Raw genomic sequence first — 18,859 nt, 5'->3', positions numbered from 1 at the left:
CTAGACCAACCCGGTTCCGTCGTCGCGCACCGGCGAGCGCCACCGGCCGCGGCCGCAAGCGGTCTGCCGTGGTGCTCGCAGACCACCGCACCTCGCACAGCACCGACAGTCCGGACAACCTCCGACGAGGCCGACCGGAACCGCCTACTCAAGGTTGGGAAAGTCCTATGCACAGAGGAAGTTTCAGCCGCAGGCATCCGTCCGCGGTGCTCGCCGCCGCGGTCGCGACCCTGGGCGCGCTGGCGGCGATGCTCGTCACCCCACCGGCTCAGGCGGCCAGCAGTGGCGCCTTGCGCAGTGTCGCGTCGAACAAGTGTCTAGACGTGGTGGGCGCCGGCCAGACCGACGGCACGGCTTTGCAGCTCTACGACTGCTGGGGCGGGACCAACCAGCAGTGGACGTCGACGGACAGCAACCAGTTGACCGTGTACGGCAACAAGTGCCTGGATGTCCCGGGCCACGCCACCACGCCCGGTACCCGGGTGCACATCTGGAGCTGCACCGGCGGTGCGAACCAGCAGTGGCGGGTGAACACCGACGGCACGGTCGTCGGCGTGCAGTCCGGGCTGTGCCTGGAGGCCGCGGGCGCGGGTACGGCCAACGGCACGGCGGTGCAGATCGGGACGTGCAACGGCGGCAGCCACCAGAAGTGGACCGGGCTGACCGAGACGCCGGGCGGGACGTGCACTCTTCCGTCGACGTACCGGTGGTCGTCGACGGGTGCGCTGGCGCAGCCGGCGAACGGCTGGCTCTCGCTGAAGGACTTCACCGCCGTGAAGCACAACGGCCAGTACCTGGTCTACGGCTCGAACTTCGCGGGATCGGCGTACGGCTCGATGGTGTTCAGCCCCTTCACGAACTGGTCGGACATGGCGTCGGCACGCCAGTTGGGGATGAACCAGGCCGCGGTGGCGCCCACGCTGTTCTACTTCGCGCCCAAGAACATCTGGGTGCTGGCGTACCAGTGGGGGCAGTGGCCCTTCATCTACCGCACGTCGAGCGACCCCACCAACCCCAACGGCTGGTCCGCTCCGCAGCCGCTGTTCACCGGTAGCATCTCCGGCTCGGACACCGGCCCGATCGACCAGACCCTGATCGCCGACGGCCAGAACATGTACCTGTTCTTCGCCGGTGACAACGGCAAGATCTACCGGGCGAGCATGCCGATCGGGAACTTCCCGGGCAACTTCGGCTCGTCGTACACGACGATCATGAGCGACACCAAGGCCAACCTGTTCGAGGGCGTGCAGGTCTACAAGGTCCAGGGCCAGAACCAGTACCTCATGATCGTCGAGGCGATGGGCGCGAACGGGCGCTACTTCCGCTCCTTCACGGCCTCCAGCCTGAACGGCTCGTGGACCCCGCAGGCCGCGAGCGAGAGCAACCCCTTCGCGGGCAAGGCCAACAGCGGTGCCACCTGGACCAACGACATCAGCCACGGTGACCTGGTCCGCAACAACCCCGACCAGACCATGACCATCGACCCCTGCAACCTCCAGTTCCTCTACCAGGGCAAGGCCCCCAACGCGGGCGGCGAGTACAACCGGCTGCCGTGGCGGCCGGGTGTCCTCACCCTGCGTCGGTGACCTTCCCGACGCCACGACGACCGTGACGTGGTGCGGTCAGCGGGCGTGTGGTCGAGCGGCTCGCGGCGTGGATGACTCCACCCGCTGACCGACACCCACGCCTGGAGGGGAACCCCGGCCTTCGCGGCCGGGGTTCCTCGCGTCTCCGGTGCCGTCGTCCGGTCCGTGCCCCCTTCGCGCACCTGCGGATCATCGGCGACGCCGTAGTCGCCCCCGCCGCCCCCGGCCGGTCCGACCCGGCCGGGGGCGGCCTGCGCGTCACTGCCCGTACGCCTCCAGCAGGCGCAGCCAGATCTCGCTCACCGTGGGGAAGGCCGGGACCGCGTGCCACAGCCGGGCCAGCGGGACCTCGCCCGCCACCGCCACGGTCGCGGGGTGGATCAGCTCGGCGACGCCGGGGCCGGTCAGGGTGCAGCCGAGGACCACCTCCCGCTCGGCGTCCACGACCAGCTTCGCCCGGCCCCGGTAGCCGTCCGCGAGCAGCCCGGCGCCCGCCACGTCGCCGATCGCGTACTCGGCGGTGCGGACGGGCAGGCCCTCGGCCCGCGCCCGCGCCTCGGTGAGCCCGACGCTGGCCAGCTCCGGCGTGGTGAACACGGCCTGGGGCACCGCCGTGCGGTCCGCCGCGGCCGACCAGGGCTCCCAGCGCCCGGGGCGGGGCTCCCGGCCGGCGGCGCGCTCGACGATGGCGGCGGCGCAGGCCCGGGCCTGGTACTTGGCCATGTGGGTGAGCAGGGCCCGCCGGTTCACGTCGCCGACCGCGTAGAGCCACCCGCCGTCGGCCGAGGCGGCCCGGCAGGTGTCGTCCACGTCGATCCAGTCGCCGGGGACGAGGCCGACGGTCTCCAGGCCGATGTCGCCGGTGCGCGGTGTGCGGCCGACGGCGACCAGCAGCTCGTCGCCCTCCACCACCTCACCGTCGTCCAGGAACGCGGACACCGCGCCGCTCGCCCCGTCCCGCTCCGCCCTGGTCACCCGCACACCCGTGCGGATGGTGACGCCCGCGGCCCGCAGCCCCTCGGCGGCCTCCTCGCCCGCGAACGGCTCCCAGCCGGAGAGCAGGCCGCGGCCGCGGACCAGCATGGTGACGGCCGAGCCGAGCGCGCTCCAGGCGGTGGCCATCTCGCAGGCGACGACCCCGCCCCCGATGACGGTCAGCCGCTCCGGCGCCGCGGAGGCGGAGGTGGCCTCGCGGCTCGTCCAGGGCCGCACGGCGTCCAGGCCCTCGACCGGCGGCAGCGCGGCGGCGGTCCCGGTGCTGACGACGACGGCGTGCCGGGCGGCCAGCGTCCTGCGCCCGCCGTCGGCGCCGACGACCTCCACCAGCCGCTCGCCGGCGATCCTGCCCCGGCCGCGGACCAGGTCGATGCCGGCGCTCTTCAGCCAGCCGGCCTGGCCGTCGTCCCGCCAGTCGGAGACGAAGGCGTCCCGCCGCGCGAACACGGCCGCGGGGTCCAGCGCGCCGGTCACCGCCTCGCGGGCGCCGGGGACCGCGCGGGCCGCGTCCAGCGCCGCCGCTGGCCGCAGCAGGGCCTTGCTGGGGATGCACGCCCAGTACGAGCACTCGCCGCCCACGGCCTCGCTCTCCACGACCACGGCGCTCATCCCGCCGGCGACCAGGCGGTCCGCGACGACCTCACCGGCCGGGCCGGCCCCGATGACGACGACGTCGTACTCGGCCGGTGTGCGCTCCGGCTGGTGGTCCATGGCGACTCCTCCGTGCGGCCGGACGGGTGAACGCCACCGCGGCCTCGGTGCGGACTGGGCTGTCAGGCTAGCCGCTGCGGCCCCGGGCCCACCGCCCCGGACGGCGGGCGCGCCGCGGCCGGGGAGCACCTGTTCGCGCCGGGTGGCCGCGGGTAGCCTGGGGTTGACGGTGAGTGAACCCGATCCGGCCTCCCGCTCCGGCGTCCGCGGCGGGCCCGGCCCGGGGCACCGGCGCCGTCGCGTCCGCCGCTTCCGTCCCGAGCCGACGACCACGACGACGGGGAGGCACCATGACCGAGCCCGGGTTCAGCAGGGTGGCCGTCACCGACCGGGCGGCCGGGCTGCTGCGCGAGCTGAGCGCCGTGCACGGGCCGTTGATGTTCCACCAGTCCGGCGGGTGCTGCGACGGCAGCTCGCCGATGTGCTACCCGGCGGGGGAGTTCCTCCTCGGGGACGCGGACGTGCACCTGGGCGACCTGGCCGTGCCGGGACTGGCGCCGGTGCCGGTGTGGATGGCCAAGGACCAGTTCGCCTACTGGAGCCACACCCATCTGACCATCGACGTGGTCCCGGGCCGCGGCAGCGGCTTCTCCGTGGAGGCGCCGACCGGCAACCGCTTCCTGATCCGCTCCCGGCTGCTGACCGACGAGGAACTGGCGGCCCTCGGCGACTGAGCCGCCGCCCGGCAGGGGGGTGGTTCCCGGGCGGTCCGCAGCAGGGCGGTCCCCGGCGGGGCGGGACGGCGGTGCTCGGGCGGCGACGTCCCGTCGGCGGCCGATTCCGCGGGGTGCTCCCGGCGCGGTCCGCCGTCACCCCGCGGGGGCCGTGGTGTCCGCTTCCCCATTCACTTCCGGCGCCCGTCCCGGAGAACTTCCCGCCCCTCCCCGGACTGAGGCGCGGGGCCTGGGAGGGGCAGGGGAGGGGTTGGGGAGAAACAGTGGAGATCGCGCGGGCTATGGTGTTCTGTGTTAGGGGCCCGGGTAGGCGAGTCGGAATCGGCGGGAATTCCTCTCCGGGCCGCCGGACGAATAGCCGCTCCCGGCTTTGCGCGCGGTGCGCCCCATTGTCCGCCCCGTTTTCCCCGGGCGCCACCGGTGCGGCGCCGGGTCCCGCGGAGAAATCCCCGGACGGGTGAGCCGCTGATGATAAACACACCCCCGCCCGGCTGTGACGGAAATGTGACGATCTACCGGCGGCACGGCGATGAAGGCATGCCTTCCGTCCCGTCCCCCCGGCGCCTACGGTGGCTTGCATGTCTCACGCACCGCATCCACCGGGCTCCCCGGACGACGCCATGGACGCCTACGTCGGCCTGGACGAGGCCGCGGCCCGCGCCCGCGCCGAAGCCGCGGGCTGGACCCATGTCCGCACCCTCCCACCAGGGGCGATCATCACCATGGAGTACGTGGTGGGCCGCATCAACTTCACGGTCGGCGACGGCCGGGTCGAGCGCGCCTGGGTCGGCTGAGGCCGCCCCCGGCGAACGGCGACGGCCCCGCCGCCCGGACCGCGAGGGTGCCGGCGGCGGGGCCGTCGGGGGTGTGCGTACCGCCCCTGGGCCCGGCGGGCGTCAGCCGCCCGTGCGGCCCCGGCCGGACACGGGCGAGCCGCCGCGGCCGGGGCGCTGCTCCGCGGGCCGTCCGCGCCGTGTCCCGGGCAGCGGCGCGGCGGGCGGCAGCCCCGGGTGGCCGTGGTGGCCGGTGCGGACCGGGTGGTGCACCCGCTGGTCGGCCATGACGGCGGTCGCGGACGAGCCGGAGCCCTGCGGCCTGGACCCGGAGACCGCCACGGCCGGCGGGCGGGCGTACTCGCCCTCGTCCTCCGCGGCGGGGCGCGGCGCCACCAGGCCGCGCGCGGCGACCGGCGAGGGCGTCGGCGCGGGCAGCGGCCCCAGGGAGGCGCGCAGACGGGACCACAGCAGCCGGATCCGGGCGTCGAGCAGCGCCACCAGCGGCTCGAACAGCGGCAGGCACAGGATGATCAGCATGCCCGCGGTCCACCCGGCGAGCACGTCCGTCACCCAGTGGGTGCCGAGGTAGATGGTGGTCATGCCGACGGTGAAGGCGAACGCCCCGGTGATCGCCGCTCCGGTGCGGCGGTGGCGGGTGGCCAGATAGGCCAGGACCCCCCAGGTCACCACGGCGTTCGCGGTGTGCCCGGAGGGGAATATGTCGCCACCTTTCCACATCTCGGCGGAGCCGACGGTGGTGGCGTAGTGCGGGCCGAGCCTGCCGAGCCCGTACTTGACCGCGCCCACGGTGACGTTCAGCAGCAGCAGCGCGATGCCCAGGACCAGCAGGGGGCGCAGTTCCCGCCGCCGGATCCCGCGCCAGGCCAGATACGTGAAGACAATGAGCGCGGTGGGGCCGCGCTGTCCGAGAACCACCACGACCTCGAGCAACTGGTGGAACTCGGGCCACTGCTTGTACGGCCTGAACAGCATCACCTGCCAGTCGAGCCGTACCAGCCACGAGGTGGTGAGCACGCCGACGACGACCGCCGCGTAGGCGGCCACGGTCGCGCCGATGAGCAGCTTCCGCGTTCGGCTCAGCGGCGGAAGGCCGCGCTTGGTCGGCCGCTCCCGCGACAGGGCGGCACTCGGATCGGTACGCACCTAATCGACGTTACAACGTGTGACGGGCCGGTTCGGCCGAGGGTGCTGCTTTGTAATCCTCATGTGATGTGCGGAGGATGCCGCACGGGCTTTTTTCGGACGCCTCAGGCATTCGCCGGCGCTGTCTGCCGCATTGGCCGTCCACTCGCCCGCTCCCGACCCGCTGAATTCCGGGGCCCGCCGTTTTCCCGGAAGTTTCCGCTGGCGTCTCCTTCCGTCAATCCTGGGTTATTCCCGTACACCTGGAGGACGACCGCCTGTCTCCCTCCCGTTACCGAACGATCGTTCGACGAAGTGGCTCCCCGGTGAACGCGGGGCCCCTTCGCCGCGTACCCCACGAGGACGGCGCGGCCCGCCCGGGGCGGCCGTGCGCCGGACGCCGGCCACGCGGCACCGCCGCCTTCTCGCGTACGCTTGCCGCTCGATCGCCCTTGTCGCCGGGGAGCAGGCGGCCGGTGACCTGCCCCGGGGCACGAGGGGGCGGCGTTCAGGAACGGCGCGGGAGGTGCGTACATGACCGGAAGGAACACGTCCGGGGCGACAGGCGCGACGACCGCCCGGGTCCGCGGTTCCGACCGGGGGGAGTGCGACCGCTGGGCCGTGCTCGTCGTGCTCTGCGCCAGCCTGCTGCTGGTGGCCCTGGACTCCACCGTGCTCCACGTGGCCGTCCCCGCGGTCTCCGAGGACCTGCGCCCCAGCGCCGTCGAGCTGCTGTGGATCGTCGACTCCTACCCGCTGGTCGCCGCCGCGCTGCTCATCCTGTTCGGCACCCTCGGCGACCGCGTCGGCCGCCGCCGGGTGCTGCTGCTCGGCTACGCCCTGTTCGGCGTGGCCTCGGGCGTGGCCGCGTTCGCCCCCGACCCGGCGACGCTCATCCTGGCCCGGGCGCTGCTCGGCGTCGGCGGCGCCATGATCATGCCGGCGACCCTGTCCATCCTGCGGCAGGTCTTCCCCGACCGACGGGAGCGGGCGATCGCCGTGGGCGCGTGGAGCGCGGTCGCCGCCGCGGGGGCCGCCGTGGGCCCGCTGCTCGGCGGCTTCCTGGTCGAGCACTTCTGGTGGGGCTCGGTCTTCCTGATCAACATCCCGCTGATGGCCCTCTCGCTGCCCGTCGGCCGCAGGCTGCTGCCCGAGTCCACCGGCGAGAGCGAGGGCCCGTGGGACGTGGCGGGCGCCGTACTGGCCGCCCTCGGCATCGTCGGCGTCGTCTGGGGCGTGAAGCGGGTCGGGGACGGCGCGGGCCCGGCCTCGCCCGGCGCCGTGCTGCCGCTCCTGGCCGGGGTGGGCCTGCTGGTGCTGTTCGTGCGCCGCCAGCGCCGCCGCGAGCACCCCCTGGTGGACCTGCGCCTGTTCGCGCGGCCCGCTTTCGGCACCGCCGTCGGCTGCATCGTGCTGGCGATGCTCGCCCTGGTCGGGCTCGCGCTGCTCGCCGTGCAGTACCTCCAGCTCGTCCTGGGCATGAGCCCGCTGGAGGCGGGGCTGCGCCTGCTGCCGCTGACCGTCTCCGCGATCGCCGCCGGCCTCGTCGGCTCCCGGCTGCTGCGCGGCCTCGGCCCGCGCGCCATGGCCGTCTGCGGCTTCACCATGACCGCCTCCGCCGTGGTCGCGCTCACCGCGGTCGGCGCCCACGACCGGCCCGCCCTGCTCACCGGGTGCTTCCTGGTGCTCGGCTTCGGCATCCAGACCACGCTGTTCGCCGCCTACGAGAGCATGCTCAACGACGCCCCCGCCGGGCAGGCGGGCGGCGCCGCCGCGATCGGGGAGACCGCCTACCAGCTCGGCGCCGGCCTCGGCGTCGCCGTGCTCGGCAGTGTGATGAACGCCGCCTACGCCCCCGCCGTCGGCGGCGCCCCCGGCATCCCCCGGGACTCGCGGGCCGCCGCGGACAACTCCCTCGGCGAGGCCTACGAGGTCGCCGCCGGCCTGCCCCGCCCGGCGCGCGACGCGCTGCGGGAGGCCGCGGCGCACGCGTTCGTGCACGGGCTGCGCGTCACCCTGCTGGTCAGCGCCGCGCTGCTGCTGTTCGGCGCGCTCGCGGCGCTGCGCCTGCCGCGCGCCTTCGACGCCTGCCCCCGGGTGCGGGACGCCGGTCACGGCGCCGAGCGGGTGCTGACCGCCGCGCGCGGCGACACCACCCGGCGCGACTGAGCCCCGCCCCGCGCCGCCGCCCCGTGGCCCCGCGCCGCCGGGGGCCGCCGCCCCGCCCGCCGCTGGACCGCCCGGGGCGCGGACCGTACCGTCTCCTCCCGGACACGAGGATCAGGACCGCACCGGCGCGCGGAGCACCCCCCTCCGCGCCGGTCGCGGCTCCGGACCGCACAAAACCGATGCGAAGGGCCGCCATGACCGCCAGCGCACCGCCGCCGTTCGACCCCCACGACCCGCTCGGCCTGGACGACCTGCTGGACGACGAGGACCGCGCGGTGCGCGCCACCGTGCGCCGCTGGGCGAACGAGCGGGTGCTGCCGCACATCGCCGACTGGTACGAGCGCGGCGAGCTGCCGGGCGTGCGCGAGCTCGCCCGCGAACTCGGGGCGCTCGGCGCGCTCGGCATGCCGCTGCACGGCCACGGCTGCGCGGGCGCCACCGCCGTCCAGTACGGCCTCGCCTGCCTGGAGCTGGAGGCCGCGGACTCCGGGATCCGCTCCCTGGTGTCCGTGCAGGGCTCCCTGGCGATGTACGCGATCCACCGCTACGGCGCCGAGGAGCACAAGGAGCGCTGGCTGCCGCCCATGGCCGCGGGCGAGGCCATCGGCTGCTTCGCCCTCACCGAGCCCGACCACGGCTCCGACCCGGCCGGGATGCGCACCCGCGCCAGGCGCGACGGCGGCGACTGGGTGCTCACCGGCCGCAAGATGTGGATCACCAACGGCTCGGTGGCGGACGTCGCCGTGGTGTGGGCGCGCACCGAGGAGGGCGTGCGGGGCTTCGTGGTGCCCACCGGCACCCCCGGCTTCTCCGCCTCCGACATCCGCCGCAAGTGGAGCCTGCGCGCCTCCGTCACCAGCGAGCTGGTGCTGGACGAGGTGCGGCTGCCCGGCGACGCGGTGCTGCCCGGAGTGACGGGGCTGCGCGGCCCGCTGAGCTGCCTGAGCCACGCCAGGTACGGCATCGTGTGGGGCGCGATGGGGGCGGCCCGCGCCTGCTTCGAGGCGGCGCTGGACTACGCGGCGACCAGGGAGCAGTTCGGCCGGCCCATCGGCGGCTTCCAGCTCACCCAGGCCAAGCTCGCCGACATGGCCGTCGAACTGCACAAGGGCGTGCTGCTCGCCCACCACCTCGGCCGCCGGATGGACGCCGGGCGGCTGCGCCCGGAGCAGATCAGCTTCGGCAAGCTCAACAACGTCCGCGAGGCGCTGGACATCTGCCGCACCGCCCGCACGATCCTGGGCGCCAACGGCATCTCGCTGGAGTACCCGGTGATGCGGCACGCCACGAACCTGGAGTCGGTGCTCACCTACGAGGGCACCGCGGAGATGCACCAGCTCGTGCTCGGCAAGGCGCTGACCGGGATCGACGCCTTCCGCTGAGCGCGGGGCGCCGGCGCCCGCCGCGGGCACCGGCGCCCCGCCGGGCCGGGTCCCGCGACGCGGTGGTGAGGGCGCGTCAGCTCTGGTTGAAGAACTCCCGGTCGAGTTCCCGCGTCGCCGGGCCGCCGTCCATGACCTGGTAGTCGGCCGGTGTCAGCAGGAACACCCGGCTGGCCACGCGCTCGATGGAGCCGCGCAGCCCGAACGTCAGGCCCGCCGCGAAGTCCACCACCCGCTTGGCGTCGGCCGGATCCATCGTGGTCAGGTTCACCACGACGGGCACCCCGTCGCGGAACAGCTCGCCGATGCCGCGGGCGTCGCGGAACCCGGTCGGGGTCACCGTGGCGATCCGCCGCCCCGCCTGCGTGGCGGAGTCGGAGGCGACCTGGATCCTGGGGTCGGTCACCCACGAGGCCGGCCGGGGGTCCTCGGCGTACTCGTCGTCGTAGTACCGGTCGTCGTCGTTGTCGTCGACGAGTCCCAGCCAGGCACTCGCCCTGCGTACCGAACCCATGGACGCCTCCTTTCACACGCGGTCGTCACCGCCCGCTCCCCTATGGTCGTCCATGCTTCGGACATGGTGCCAAGTAGTTGGGGCGCACGTCCGTGTTTCGTTGCAGGACTGGTGCATGAGCGGCACCGGAGAATCAGTCTTCCGGTGTGGTACGGAAACTGACGGGCAGCGAGAACAGACCCCGCATGATCACGCTCGGCCACCAGCGCAACGCGCTCTCCGGCACGGCCAGTTCCAGCCCCGGCAGACGGCGCAGCACCTCGCCCACCGCGATCCGCGCCTCCGCCCTGGCCAGCGCGGCGCCCACGCAGAAGTGCGGTCCGTGCCCGAACGCGAGGTGGCCGGGGGCGGGCCGGGCGGGGTCGAAGGCGTCCGGGTCGGCGCGCAGCGCCGGGTCCCGGTTGGCGGCCAGCAGGCACACCAGCACCGGGTCGCCCGGCTCCAGCCGTGCTCCACCCAGGCTCAGCGGCCGGGTGGCGAAGCGCCAGGTGGCGTTGCGGACCGGGCCCTGGTGGCGCAGGACCTCCTCGACCACCGCGGGCACCCGCTCCGGGTCGGCGCGGGCCGCGGCGAGCTCGTCCGGGTGGCGCAGCAGTGTCAGCAGGGTGTTGCCGATCAGCGCGACCGTCGTCTCGTGGCCCGCGACCAGCAGCAGGAACGCGGTCGCGGTCACCTCGTCCCGGGTGGCCTCGCCCGCCAGGTGGCGCGCGGCGAGCTCGCTGAGCAGGTCCTCGCCGGGCCGGGCGAGCCGGTCGTCCACCAGCGCGGAGATGAACTCCTCCAGGGCGTCGGTGGCCTCGCCGATCCGCTCGGTCTCCACGGCGGCGGCCGAGTCGATCACCGAGGCCCTGCGGTGGAACTCCGCCCGGTCCGCCTGCGGCACCCCCAGCAGGTCGCAGATGATCCCCATGGGAAGCGGGTACGCCAGGTCGGCCACCAGGTCGGCGCCGCCCCGCGGGGCGACCGCGTCCAGCAGGGACCGGGTGAGCGCCTCGGCCGAGTGCCGCAGGTGCTCGGTGCGGCGCGGGGTGAACGCCCGCGACACCAGCCGCCGCAGCCGCGCGTGGTCGGGCGGGTCCGCGTTGAGCATGTGCCGCACCAGCGAGGGCCTGTGGTCCAGGGGCAGCCCGAGCCCGGCCCGCCGCCACGCCTCGCTCGCCGCCGCCGGGTCCTTGCCCAGCGCCGGGTCGGCCAGCGCCCGCCTCGCGTCGTCGTACCGGGTGACCAGCCACGCCCGCACCCCGCCCGGCATCTCGATCCGGTGCACCGGGGCGTTGCGCCGCAGCCAGGCGTAGGCGGGGTACGGGTCGGCGTCGAAGGCCGGGCCGTACAGGTCGGGCGCGCCGCGGGGTTCGGCCATGTTTCCTTACTAGCGGACCGGCGCCGCGCTGTCCCCCCGCGGGCCGGAAGTGGCCGAACGTCGCCGGCGGCGACAGAGAGCTGCCGGCGGCGACAGAGAGCTGCCGGCGGCGACAGAGAGCTGCCTTTGGCGGGCAGGGGGCTGCCTTCGGGCTGCGGGGGGCCGCCCGGCGCGGGCCCGTCCGCGGCCGAGGGGGACCGCCTCGATCCGCGAAACCGGTCCCCGGTGGCCGGAACTGCCGGACGGGTTGGCGCCGTCTCACTCTCCGGCGTTGGCGGCACCCGCCGCCGGACCCCATCCGACCAGGCATTACGATGACGGACCGCTTGACGGGCGCACATCAGGGGGAAACTTTGTTCGGAATCATCCGGCCGTGTCGGCACCGGCTCTCGGCGAAGCTGCGCACCTCCTGGATGGCGCATCTGTGCGGCCTGTGCCTGGCCCTGCGGGACGACCACGGACAGGTGGCGCGGGTCGCCACCAACTACGACGGGCTGATCATCTCGGTGCTGGTCGAGGCGCAGGCCCCGGCGGAGCGCGCCGGGTCCGGGCGCAGGACCGCGGGGCCCTGCCCGCTGCGCGGGATGCGCTCGGCCGAGGTGGCGCACGGCGAGGGCGCGCGCCTGGCGGCCGCGGTGTCGCTGGTGCTGGCCTCGGCGAAGGTGCGCGACCACGTGGCCGACCGGGACGGGGTGCTGGCGCGGCGGCCGGTGGCGGCGGCGGCCCGGGCGGTGGCCTCGCGGTGGGACCGCGGGGGCGCGGTGGCCGGGGCGGACCTCGGGTTCGACACCTCCGTGCTGGTGGCCGCGGTGGAGCGGCAGCCGCGGGTGGAGGCGGCGGCGGGTCCTGGCACCTCGCTGCTGGCGGTCACCGAGCCGACGGAGACGGCCACCGCGGCGGCGTTCGCGCACACCGCGGTGCTCGCCGGGCGGCCGGGGAACGCCGAGCCGCTGGCGGAGGCGGGACGGCTGTTCGGGCGGCTGGCGCACCTGCTGGACGCGGTCGAGGACCTGGCGGAGGACACCGAGGCGGGCGCGTGGAACCCGCTGACCGCCACCGGCACCGACCTGGCCGAGGCCAGGCGGCTGTGCGACGACGCGGTGCGCGGGGTGAAGCTGGCCCTGGCCGACGCGGAGTTCACCGACGGCAAGCTGGTCCATGTGCTGCTGGTGCACGAGCTGCGCCGCGCGGTGGACCGGGCGTTCGGCACCGCGGGCCACGCCTGCGCCGCCGGGCCGGGGGCCGCGCACCCGCCGCAGGCCCCGGGCGCGCCGACGCGGAACCCGTTCGGCCCCGGCGGCCCCGACGGCCCCCTGCCGCCGCCGGAGCCGCCGCGCCGCAGGCGGGGCATGACGGCCGGGTGCGCCGTCTGGCTCGGCCTGCTCTGCACCTGCCAGCTCTGCTGCAAGGACCCCTACCACGACCCGTGGACGGGGGAGCCGCGCGAGGGCTGGTGCCACAAGTGCTGCGACAACTGCGGTGACGCCTGCGACTGCTGCGACTGCTGTTCGAACTGCGAGTGCGACTGCTGCGACTGCGGGTGCGACTGCGGCTGCTAGGCGGTGTCCGACAATCCCCGCCGGGCGCGCGACGCCCGGCACGGCGCCTCGCCGCGTTGTCGGATCACCCGAGTACGCCCAGTACGCGGGAGATCCTCCGCCTTGCGAGGCACTGCACCGGACGCCGCGCGCTGATCCGACGCGGATTGTCGGACACCGCCCAGGGCCTGTCGTCCGAATCCCCGTCCGCCCCGCGACGCCCGGCACGCGCTCGGGGCGCGGCCGGGGGCGTCCCCGGGCGGGCGGGGGCGGCCCGGCCGGGGGGCGCGTTGGGCCACCGGGTGCGCCCTTTTGGGCCGCCGGGGCGTGCCCGGCGGGGGCGCGGCGACACGTAACACCGAATTCACTCGGGTTTTTGCCTGGCTTGCCCCCTTCTGTCACGATCTTTGTCGCCGTTGGTGCAGACCCCGGCCTGAACGCCCCCTTGTGCGCTCGCCCCTGCCGTCCCAATACTTCCTTCCGTCTCTTGTCAGGGGCACGTCCAAAATGATCGTGCTCCGGGCGAGTGGCAGACGGGTCGGCCCACCGGTCGGCTCTCCTTCACAGGGAGGTTCTTCGAGTGAAGCTCAGGCGTTCCGTTGCCACCGGCTCCACCACCCGGCGCGTCCGGCTGATCGCCGCTGCGTCCGGACTCGTCGCGGCGAGCGCGTTCGTCGTTCCCGCCGCGACGTCGGCCTCCGCCGCGCCGACCGCCACCGCCGCCGAGGCCCAGGCCCTCGTCGAGTCGCTGGGCGCGACGCAGACCGCGGGCACCTACCTGGACCGCGAGTCCGGCAAGATGATCGTCAACGTCACCAGCGAGGAGGCCGCCGAGGCGGTCCGGGACAGCGGTGCCGTGGCGAGGGTCGTCAAGCACAGCTCCGCCGAGCTGGCCAAGGCCGACAAGGCCGTCAAGGAGCAGGTGAACGTCGCGGGCACCGCGTGGGGCGTCGACCCGGTCTCCAACAAGCTCACCATCGACGTGGACTCCACCGTCAAGGGCGCCGCCCTGGCGAAGGTCAACAAGGTCGCCGACAGCTTCGGCGACGCCGTGTCCGTCAAGCGGGTGAACGGCAAGATCCAGAAGTTCCTCTCCGGCGGCGACGCGATCTACGCCTCCGGCGGCTGGCGCTGCTCCGCCGGCTTCAACGTGGCCAGCGGCTCGACGTACTACTTCGTCACCGCGGGCCACTGCACCGACGGCAACCCGAGCTGGTACACCAACTCCGCCCGCACCACCCTGATCGGCCCGACCGCCGGCAGCAGCTTCCCGAACAACGACTACGGCCTGGTCCGCTACAGCAACACCGCGGTCCCGCACCCGGGCACCGTCGGCAGCGTGGACATCACGCGCGCGGCCAACCCGGCCGTCGGCGCCACGGCCACCCGCCGCGGCAGCACCACCGGCACCCACAGCGGCTCCGTCACCGGCCTGAACTACACGGTGAACTACGGCGGCGGCGACGTCGTCTACGGCATGATCCGCACCAACATCTGCGCCGAGCCCGGCGACAGCGGCGGCCCCATGTACTCCGGCAGCACCGGCTACGGCCTGACCTCCGGCGGCAGCGGCAACTGCTCCACCGGCGGCACCACGTACTTCCAGCCCCTGGTCGAGGCGATCAACGCCTACGGCGTGAGCATCATCTGACGCCCGTCCGCTCGTTCCACCTCCACGAGGCCCCGGCCTCCCGCCCCGCGCGGGAGCCCGGGGCCTCGGCCCGTTCCCGGGAGTACCGTGGCGGTAGAGCCCTGGTCGAGCAGGGCGCACGGCTGGACGGCAGGGGGTGCCGCAATGCTCGTGGAGATCGTGGCCGGGGTGCTGTCCGGCGGAGCGGTGACACTCCTGGCGGGCGCCCGGGTGGTGCAGCAGTACGAACGGGGACTGGTGTTCCGGCTGGGACGCCTGAGGGACCGGGTGCGCGGGCCCGGGTTCACCATGGTGGTGCCGGTCGTGGACCGCCTGCGCAAGGTCAACATGCAGATCGTGACCCTGCCCGTGCCCGCGCAGGAGGGCATCACCCGCGACAACGTCACCGTCCGGGTGGACGCGGTCGTGTACTTCAAGGTGGTGGACCCGGCCGACGCGCTGGTGAAGGTGGAGGACTACCGCTTCGCCGTGCTCCAGATGGCGCAGACGTCGCTGCGCTCGATCATCGGCAAGAGCGAGCTGGACGACCTGCTGTCCAACCGGGAGCACCTCAACCAGGGCCTGGAGCTGATGATCGACAGCCCGGCGGTGAGCTGGGGCGTGCACGTGGACCGGGTGGAGATCAAGGACGTGTCGCTGCCGGAGGCGATGAAGCGCTCGATGTCCCGCCAGGCGGAGGCGGAGCGGGAGCGCCGGGCACGGGTGATCAACGCCGACGCCGAGCTGCGGGCGTCCCACACGCTGTCCGAGGCGGCGCGGGTGATGGGGCAGACCCCGGCGGCGCTCCAGTTGCGGCTGCTCCAGACGGTGGTGGCGGTGGCCGCGGAGAAGAACTCCACGCTGGTGCTCCCGTTCCCGGTGGAGCTGCTGCGGTTCCTGGAGCGGGCGGCGGAGCGGGGGGACGGGCCGGGGGAGCGGCGGGAGCCCGCCCCGGAGCTCGCGGGAGAGGCGCCTCGGCCGGAGGAGGCGGAGGCCCTGCGGAAGGTCGCCGCGGACGCTCCGGCCCCGGACGAGGACACCGCCCCGCGCATGGCGAACGCCCTGTTCGGTCAGGAGGGCGGGGCCGGCGGCACGCGGCGGTGACCGGCGCGGGCGACCGCGCGCACGGCTCGGCCGCCCCCGCGGGCTTGAGCGGCCCACCCCCGGGGCATGCTTGACATGCCCACGCCTTATCCTGGTGCGGCCCGGGCGCGCCCCCACGGCGCCCGGGCGCGCGACCCCCGCGGAGGACACGCGCCCCGGGTCCCGTCCGCCTCAGTCGGCCGGCTGCTCGCTGCGGTCGCCGCCCCACAGCGTGTGGAACGAGCCCTCGCGGTCCACCCGGCGGTAGGTGTGGGCGCCGAAGAAGTCCCGCTGCGCCTGGGTGAGGGCGGCCGGGAGCCGCTCCGCCCGCAGCGCGTCGTAGTAGGCGAGCGCCGCGGAGAAGCCCGGGGCGGGCACGCCGTCCCGCGCCGCCGCCGCGACCACCGTCCGCCACGCGCCCTGCGCCGCGCCCACCTCCTGGGCGAACTCCGCGTCGGCCAGCAGCCCCGGCGCCTGCGGGTGGGCCGCGTAGGCGGCGCGGATCCGGTCGAGGAAGCCCGCCCTGATGATGCAGCCGCCGCGCCAGATCGCCGCGACCGTGCCCAGGTCCAGGTCCCAGCCGTACGCCTCGCCCGCGGCCTGCATCTGGTGGAAGCCCTGCGTGTACGACACCACCTTCGACGCGTACAGCGCCTGCTCCACCTGGTCGGCGAACCGCGCGGCGTCCCGCGGGTCGAGCCGGGTGCGGCCGGGCCCGGGCAGCGCCGCCGCCGACTCGCGCAGCGGCACGTGCCCGGACAGGGAGCGGGCGAACACCGCCTCGGCGATCCCGGAGACCGGCACGCCCAGGTCGAGGGCGGTCTGCACGGTCCAGCGGCCGGTGCCCTTCTGCTCGGCGCGGTCCTGCACCACGTCGACGAACGGCTTGCCGGTGGCGGCGTCGGTGTGCCCGAGCACCTCCGCAGTGATCTCGATCAGATAGGAGTTCAGGCGGCCGGTGTTCCAGGTGCGGAACACCTCGGCGATGCGGGCGGGCTCGTAGCCCGCGACGTCCCGCAGCAGGTGGTACGCCTCGGCGATGAGCTGCATGTCGGCGTACTCGATGCCGTTGTGCACCATCTTCACGAAGTGCCCGGCGCCGTCCGGCCCGATGTGGGCGCAGCAGGGGCTGCCGTCGTCGGCCTTGGCGGAGATGTCCTCCAGCAGCGGGCCGAGGGAGCGGTAGGACTCGGCGGAGCCTCCGGGCATGATGCTCGGCCCGTTGAGGGCGCCCTCCTCGCCGCCGGAGATCCCGGCGCCGACGAAGTGGATGTCCCTCGACCGCAGCCGCTCCTCGCGGCGGCGGGTGTCCTCGAAGTGGGCGTTGCCCCCGTCGATGATCATGTCGCCGGGTTCCAGCAGCGGGGCGAACTCGTCGATGACCGCGTCGGTGGGACCGCCCGCCTTCACCATGACCACCAGCCGGCGGGGGCGCTCCAGGGAGGCGACGAAGTCCTTCGGGTCCTCGGCCGGGAGGAAGGCGCCCTCGTGCCCGAACCGCTCGACCAGCGCCCGGGTCCTCGCCGGGGTGCGGTTGTGCAGGGCGACGGTGTGGCCGTGGCGGGCGAAGTTGCGGGCGAGGTTGCCGCCCATCACCGCCAGCCCGGTGACACCGATCTGGGCCAGTGTGTTCTCCATTGTGCTGCTCCTTGCAGACAAGCGGACGGCCGCGGGAGAAGGGGTTCGAACGTTACCCCGCCGTGACCGGCGTGCTCTCGAATCCCGAAAGAAGTGGCGACGATCACCGTGGGGCCGGGACCGGGGCCGGGGAGCCGCCCCGGCGGGAGCGGGCCGCCGCCGCGGCGGCGACGGCGAGCGCCGCCGCGGTCAGCGCGGCGGCCACCCACAGCGGCGAGCGGGGGCCGAGCCCCGCGCCGATGGCCGCGCCGCCCAGCCAGGGCCCGAGCGCGGCGCCCACGTTGAACGCGGCCGTGGCGAACCCGCCGCCCAGCGTGGGCGCCCCGGCCGCCGCGTACAGCGCCCGCGCGATCAGGGTGGAGCCGACCGCGAATGCCACGGTGCCCTGGAGGGCGGTCAGCGCGACCACCGCCACCGGGTTCCCCGCCGTCCAGGCGAAGACGGCCCAGCCGGCGAGCAGCAGCACCCCGCCGCCCGCGAGCAGCGGGCCGGGCCGGGTGTCGGCCACCCGGCCGCTGAGGGCCACCCCGGCGAACGACCCGAGGCCGAACAGCGCGAGCACGGCGGGCACCCACCCGGACCCGAGCCCGCCGACGTCGGTGACCACGGGCGCCAGGTAGGTGAACGCGCAGAACGTCGCCCCGTTCACCAGGGCGCCCAGGAGCAGGGTCACCGCCAGCCGCGGCTCGCGCAGCGTGCGCAGCTCCCGGCGGGCGCCGGCGGCGTCCCGGGCGGGAGGCGCGCCGGGCGGCACCGACCGCGCGACGGCCACCAGGGCGGGCACGGTCAGCGCGGCCACCGCCCAGAACGCCGCCCGCCACCCCCACACCTGCCCGAGCAGCGCCCCGCCGGGGACGCCCACCACGCAGGCCAGGGTGGTGCCGCCGAGCAGCACGGAGGTGGCGCGGCCCTTGGCGTCCGGCGGGACCAGGCCGGTGGCCGTCACCAGGGCCACCGCGAGGAACCCGGCGTTCGCCAGGGCCGCGACGACCCGGGTGGCCAGCAGCACCCCGTACGAGGGGGTGAGCGCGCCGACCACGTGGGCCAGCAGGAAGGCGGTCAGCAGGACCAGCAGCGCCCGGCGCTGCGACCAGCGCCGGGCGACGACCGCGAGCGACGGCGCGCCGACGACCATGCCGACGGCGAACGCCGAGGTCAGGGCGCCCGCGGCCGGAATGGACACATGCAGGTCCGCGGCGATGTCCGGCAGCAGCCCGGACAGCATGAACTCGGAGGTGCCCTGGGCGAACACCGCCAGGGCGAGGAGGTACAGGACGACAGGCACAGGAGACTCCGCGACCACGTGGAAGCACCCCCGCGCGGGAGCGGGCACGGCGGCACGGCGCGGCCGAGGCCCGGCGGGGGCCCTTCAGGGGATGAGGGGGAAAAGCAGTCCGCGGTGCGGTGGTCCGGTGGCGGGGGAGCGCGCGGGGGCGCGGCCCGGCGGTCGAGGGGCCGGGGCCGCGGGCCCGAAGGCGGAAGGAGCCACCGGACTACCGGTGGCTAGCGTCTGTCGGCCTCGGGACTGAACACGACGGGCACTGTAGCAACCCCCGCCGCCCCACCTCCACGGGTTTTCCGCCGCCCCGCCCGCCCGCGCGCCCGCCCCGCCGCCCGCCCGCGCCCCGCCGGGGCCCGCCGCTCCCGCGCGCCGCCGCG

14 protein-coding genes are annotated in these 18,859 nt (G+C 75.0%); 8 read left to right on the top strand and 6 right to left on the bottom strand.

Annotated features, from left to right (window positions below):
• The first annotated feature begins 167 nt into the window (after nt 1-167).
• On the top strand, nt 168-1,586 hold the full coding sequence (locus ACYVO2_RS23215) for a non-reducing end alpha-L-arabinofuranosidase family hydrolase (protein ID WP_461009879.1): 1,419 nt from the start codon (nt 168-170) through the stop codon (nt 1,584-1,586).
• A 258-nt stretch (nt 1,587-1,844) separates the two neighbouring features.
• Here ACYVO2_RS23215 and ACYVO2_RS23210 read toward each other — a convergent pair whose 3' ends face one another.
• Nucleotides 1,845-3,293, bottom strand: a complete 1,449-nt coding sequence (locus ACYVO2_RS23210) for a dihydrolipoyl dehydrogenase family protein (RefSeq protein ID WP_461009878.1) — start codon at nt 3,291-3,293, stop codon at nt 1,845-1,847.
• Between the two features lie 290 nt (nt 3,294-3,583).
• Between ACYVO2_RS23210 and ACYVO2_RS23205 the strand changes: the two genes are divergently transcribed.
• The gene (locus ACYVO2_RS23205) at nt 3,584-3,967 is read left to right on the top strand and encodes a DUF779 domain-containing protein (protein ID WP_461009877.1); all 384 of its coding nucleotides are present in this window, start codon (nt 3,584-3,586) and stop codon (nt 3,965-3,967) included.
• A gap of 578 nt (nt 3,968-4,545) precedes the next feature.
• Nucleotides 4,546-4,761, top strand: a complete 216-nt coding sequence (locus ACYVO2_RS23200; protein WP_461009876.1) for an I78 family peptidase inhibitor — start codon at nt 4,546-4,548, stop codon at nt 4,759-4,761.
• A gap of 102 nt (nt 4,762-4,863) precedes the next feature.
• Here ACYVO2_RS23200 and ACYVO2_RS23195 read toward each other — a convergent pair whose 3' ends face one another.
• Nucleotides 4,864-5,907: a phosphatase PAP2 family protein gene (locus ACYVO2_RS23195; protein WP_461009875.1), complete on the bottom strand. Its 1,044-nt coding sequence runs from the start codon at nt 5,905-5,907 to the stop codon at nt 4,864-4,866.
• Nucleotides 5,908-6,420: 513 nt separating this feature from the next.
• Here ACYVO2_RS23195 and ACYVO2_RS23190 point away from each other — a divergent pair.
• Together ACYVO2_RS23190 and ACYVO2_RS23185 are read left to right on the top strand one after the other, a co-directional pair.
• Nucleotides 6,421-8,055, top strand: coding sequence for an MFS transporter (locus tag ACYVO2_RS23190; protein ID WP_461009874.1), 1,635 nt, complete (start codon nt 6,421-6,423; stop codon nt 8,053-8,055).
• Between the two features lie 194 nt (nt 8,056-8,249).
• The gene (locus ACYVO2_RS23185; RefSeq protein ID WP_461009873.1) at nt 8,250-9,437 is read left to right on the top strand and encodes an acyl-CoA dehydrogenase family protein; all 1,188 of its coding nucleotides are present in this window, start codon (nt 8,250-8,252) and stop codon (nt 9,435-9,437) included.
• Between the two features lie 76 nt (nt 9,438-9,513).
• Here ACYVO2_RS23185 and ACYVO2_RS23180 read toward each other — a convergent pair whose 3' ends face one another.
• Both ACYVO2_RS23180 and ACYVO2_RS23175 read right to left on the bottom strand, forming a co-directional pair.
• Entirely contained in the window at nt 9,514-9,951 is a 438-nt protein-coding gene (locus ACYVO2_RS23180; RefSeq protein ID WP_461009872.1) for a cell division protein SepF, read from the bottom strand.
• 133 nt (nt 9,952-10,084) lie between these two features.
• The gene (locus ACYVO2_RS23175) at nt 10,085-11,311 is read right to left on the bottom strand and encodes a cytochrome P450 family protein (protein WP_461009871.1); all 1,227 of its coding nucleotides are present in this window, start codon (nt 11,309-11,311) and stop codon (nt 10,085-10,087) included.
• 353 nt (nt 11,312-11,664) lie between these two features.
• Between ACYVO2_RS23175 and ACYVO2_RS23170 the strand changes: the two genes are divergently transcribed.
• The 3 genes from ACYVO2_RS23170 to ACYVO2_RS23160 all read left to right on the top strand — a co-directional run bounded on the left by ACYVO2_RS23170 (nt 11,665) and on the right by ACYVO2_RS23160 (nt 15,583).
• Nucleotides 11,665-12,870, top strand: a complete 1,206-nt coding sequence (locus ACYVO2_RS23170; RefSeq protein ID WP_461009870.1) for a DUF5685 family protein — start codon at nt 11,665-11,667, stop codon at nt 12,868-12,870.
• 559 nt (nt 12,871-13,429) lie between these two features.
• On the top strand, nt 13,430-14,500 hold the full coding sequence (locus ACYVO2_RS23165; RefSeq protein WP_461009869.1) for a S1 family peptidase: 1,071 nt from the start codon (nt 13,430-13,432) through the stop codon (nt 14,498-14,500).
• A 144-nt stretch (nt 14,501-14,644) separates the two neighbouring features.
• Nucleotides 14,645-15,583, top strand: a complete 939-nt coding sequence (locus tag ACYVO2_RS23160) for a slipin family protein (RefSeq protein ID WP_461009868.1) — start codon at nt 14,645-14,647, stop codon at nt 15,581-15,583.
• A 171-nt stretch (nt 15,584-15,754) separates the two neighbouring features.
• Here ACYVO2_RS23160 and gndA read toward each other — a convergent pair whose 3' ends face one another.
• Nucleotides 15,755-17,200, bottom strand: coding sequence for an NADP-dependent phosphogluconate dehydrogenase (gene gndA, locus ACYVO2_RS23155; RefSeq protein WP_461009867.1), 1,446 nt, complete (start codon nt 17,198-17,200; stop codon nt 15,755-15,757).
• 103 nt (nt 17,201-17,303) lie between these two features.
• The gene (locus ACYVO2_RS23150) at nt 17,304-18,485 is read right to left on the bottom strand and encodes a Cmx/CmrA family chloramphenicol efflux MFS transporter (RefSeq protein WP_461009866.1); all 1,182 of its coding nucleotides are present in this window, start codon (nt 18,483-18,485) and stop codon (nt 17,304-17,306) included.
• Nucleotides 18,486-18,859 lie beyond the last annotated feature (374 nt).

The sequence above is a fragment of the Streptomyces capparidis genome (assembly GCF_054782095.1).
This window is presented reverse-complemented; position numbering and strand designations above follow the sequence as displayed.

Coding starts and splice junctions, on each gene's coding strand:
- ACYVO2_RS23215 (WP_461009879.1), top strand. CDS start 168: ATGCACAGAGGAAGTTTCAGCCGCAGGCATCCGTCCGCGGTGCTCGCC.
- ACYVO2_RS23210 (WP_461009878.1), bottom strand. CDS start 3,293: ATGGACCACCAGCCGGAGCGCACACCGGCCGAGTACGACGTCGTCGTC.
- ACYVO2_RS23205 (WP_461009877.1), top strand. CDS start 3,584: ATGACCGAGCCCGGGTTCAGCAGGGTGGCCGTCACCGACCGGGCGGCC.
- ACYVO2_RS23200 (WP_461009876.1), top strand. CDS start 4,546: ATGTCTCACGCACCGCATCCACCGGGCTCCCCGGACGACGCCATGGAC.
- ACYVO2_RS23190 (WP_461009874.1), top strand. CDS start 6,421: ATGACCGGAAGGAACACGTCCGGGGCGACAGGCGCGACGACCGCCCGG.
- ACYVO2_RS23185 (WP_461009873.1), top strand. CDS start 8,250: ATGACCGCCAGCGCACCGCCGCCGTTCGACCCCCACGACCCGCTCGGC.
- ACYVO2_RS23180 (WP_461009872.1), bottom strand. CDS start 9,951: ATGGGTTCGGTACGCAGGGCGAGTGCCTGGCTGGGACTCGTCGACGAC.
- ACYVO2_RS23175 (WP_461009871.1), bottom strand. CDS start 11,311: ATGGCCGAACCCCGCGGCGCGCCCGACCTGTACGGCCCGGCCTTCGAC.
- ACYVO2_RS23160 (WP_461009868.1), top strand. CDS start 14,645: ATGCTCGTGGAGATCGTGGCCGGGGTGCTGTCCGGCGGAGCGGTGACA.
- gndA (WP_461009867.1), bottom strand. CDS start 17,200: ATGGAGAACACACTGGCCCAGATCGGTGTCACCGGGCTGGCGGTGATG.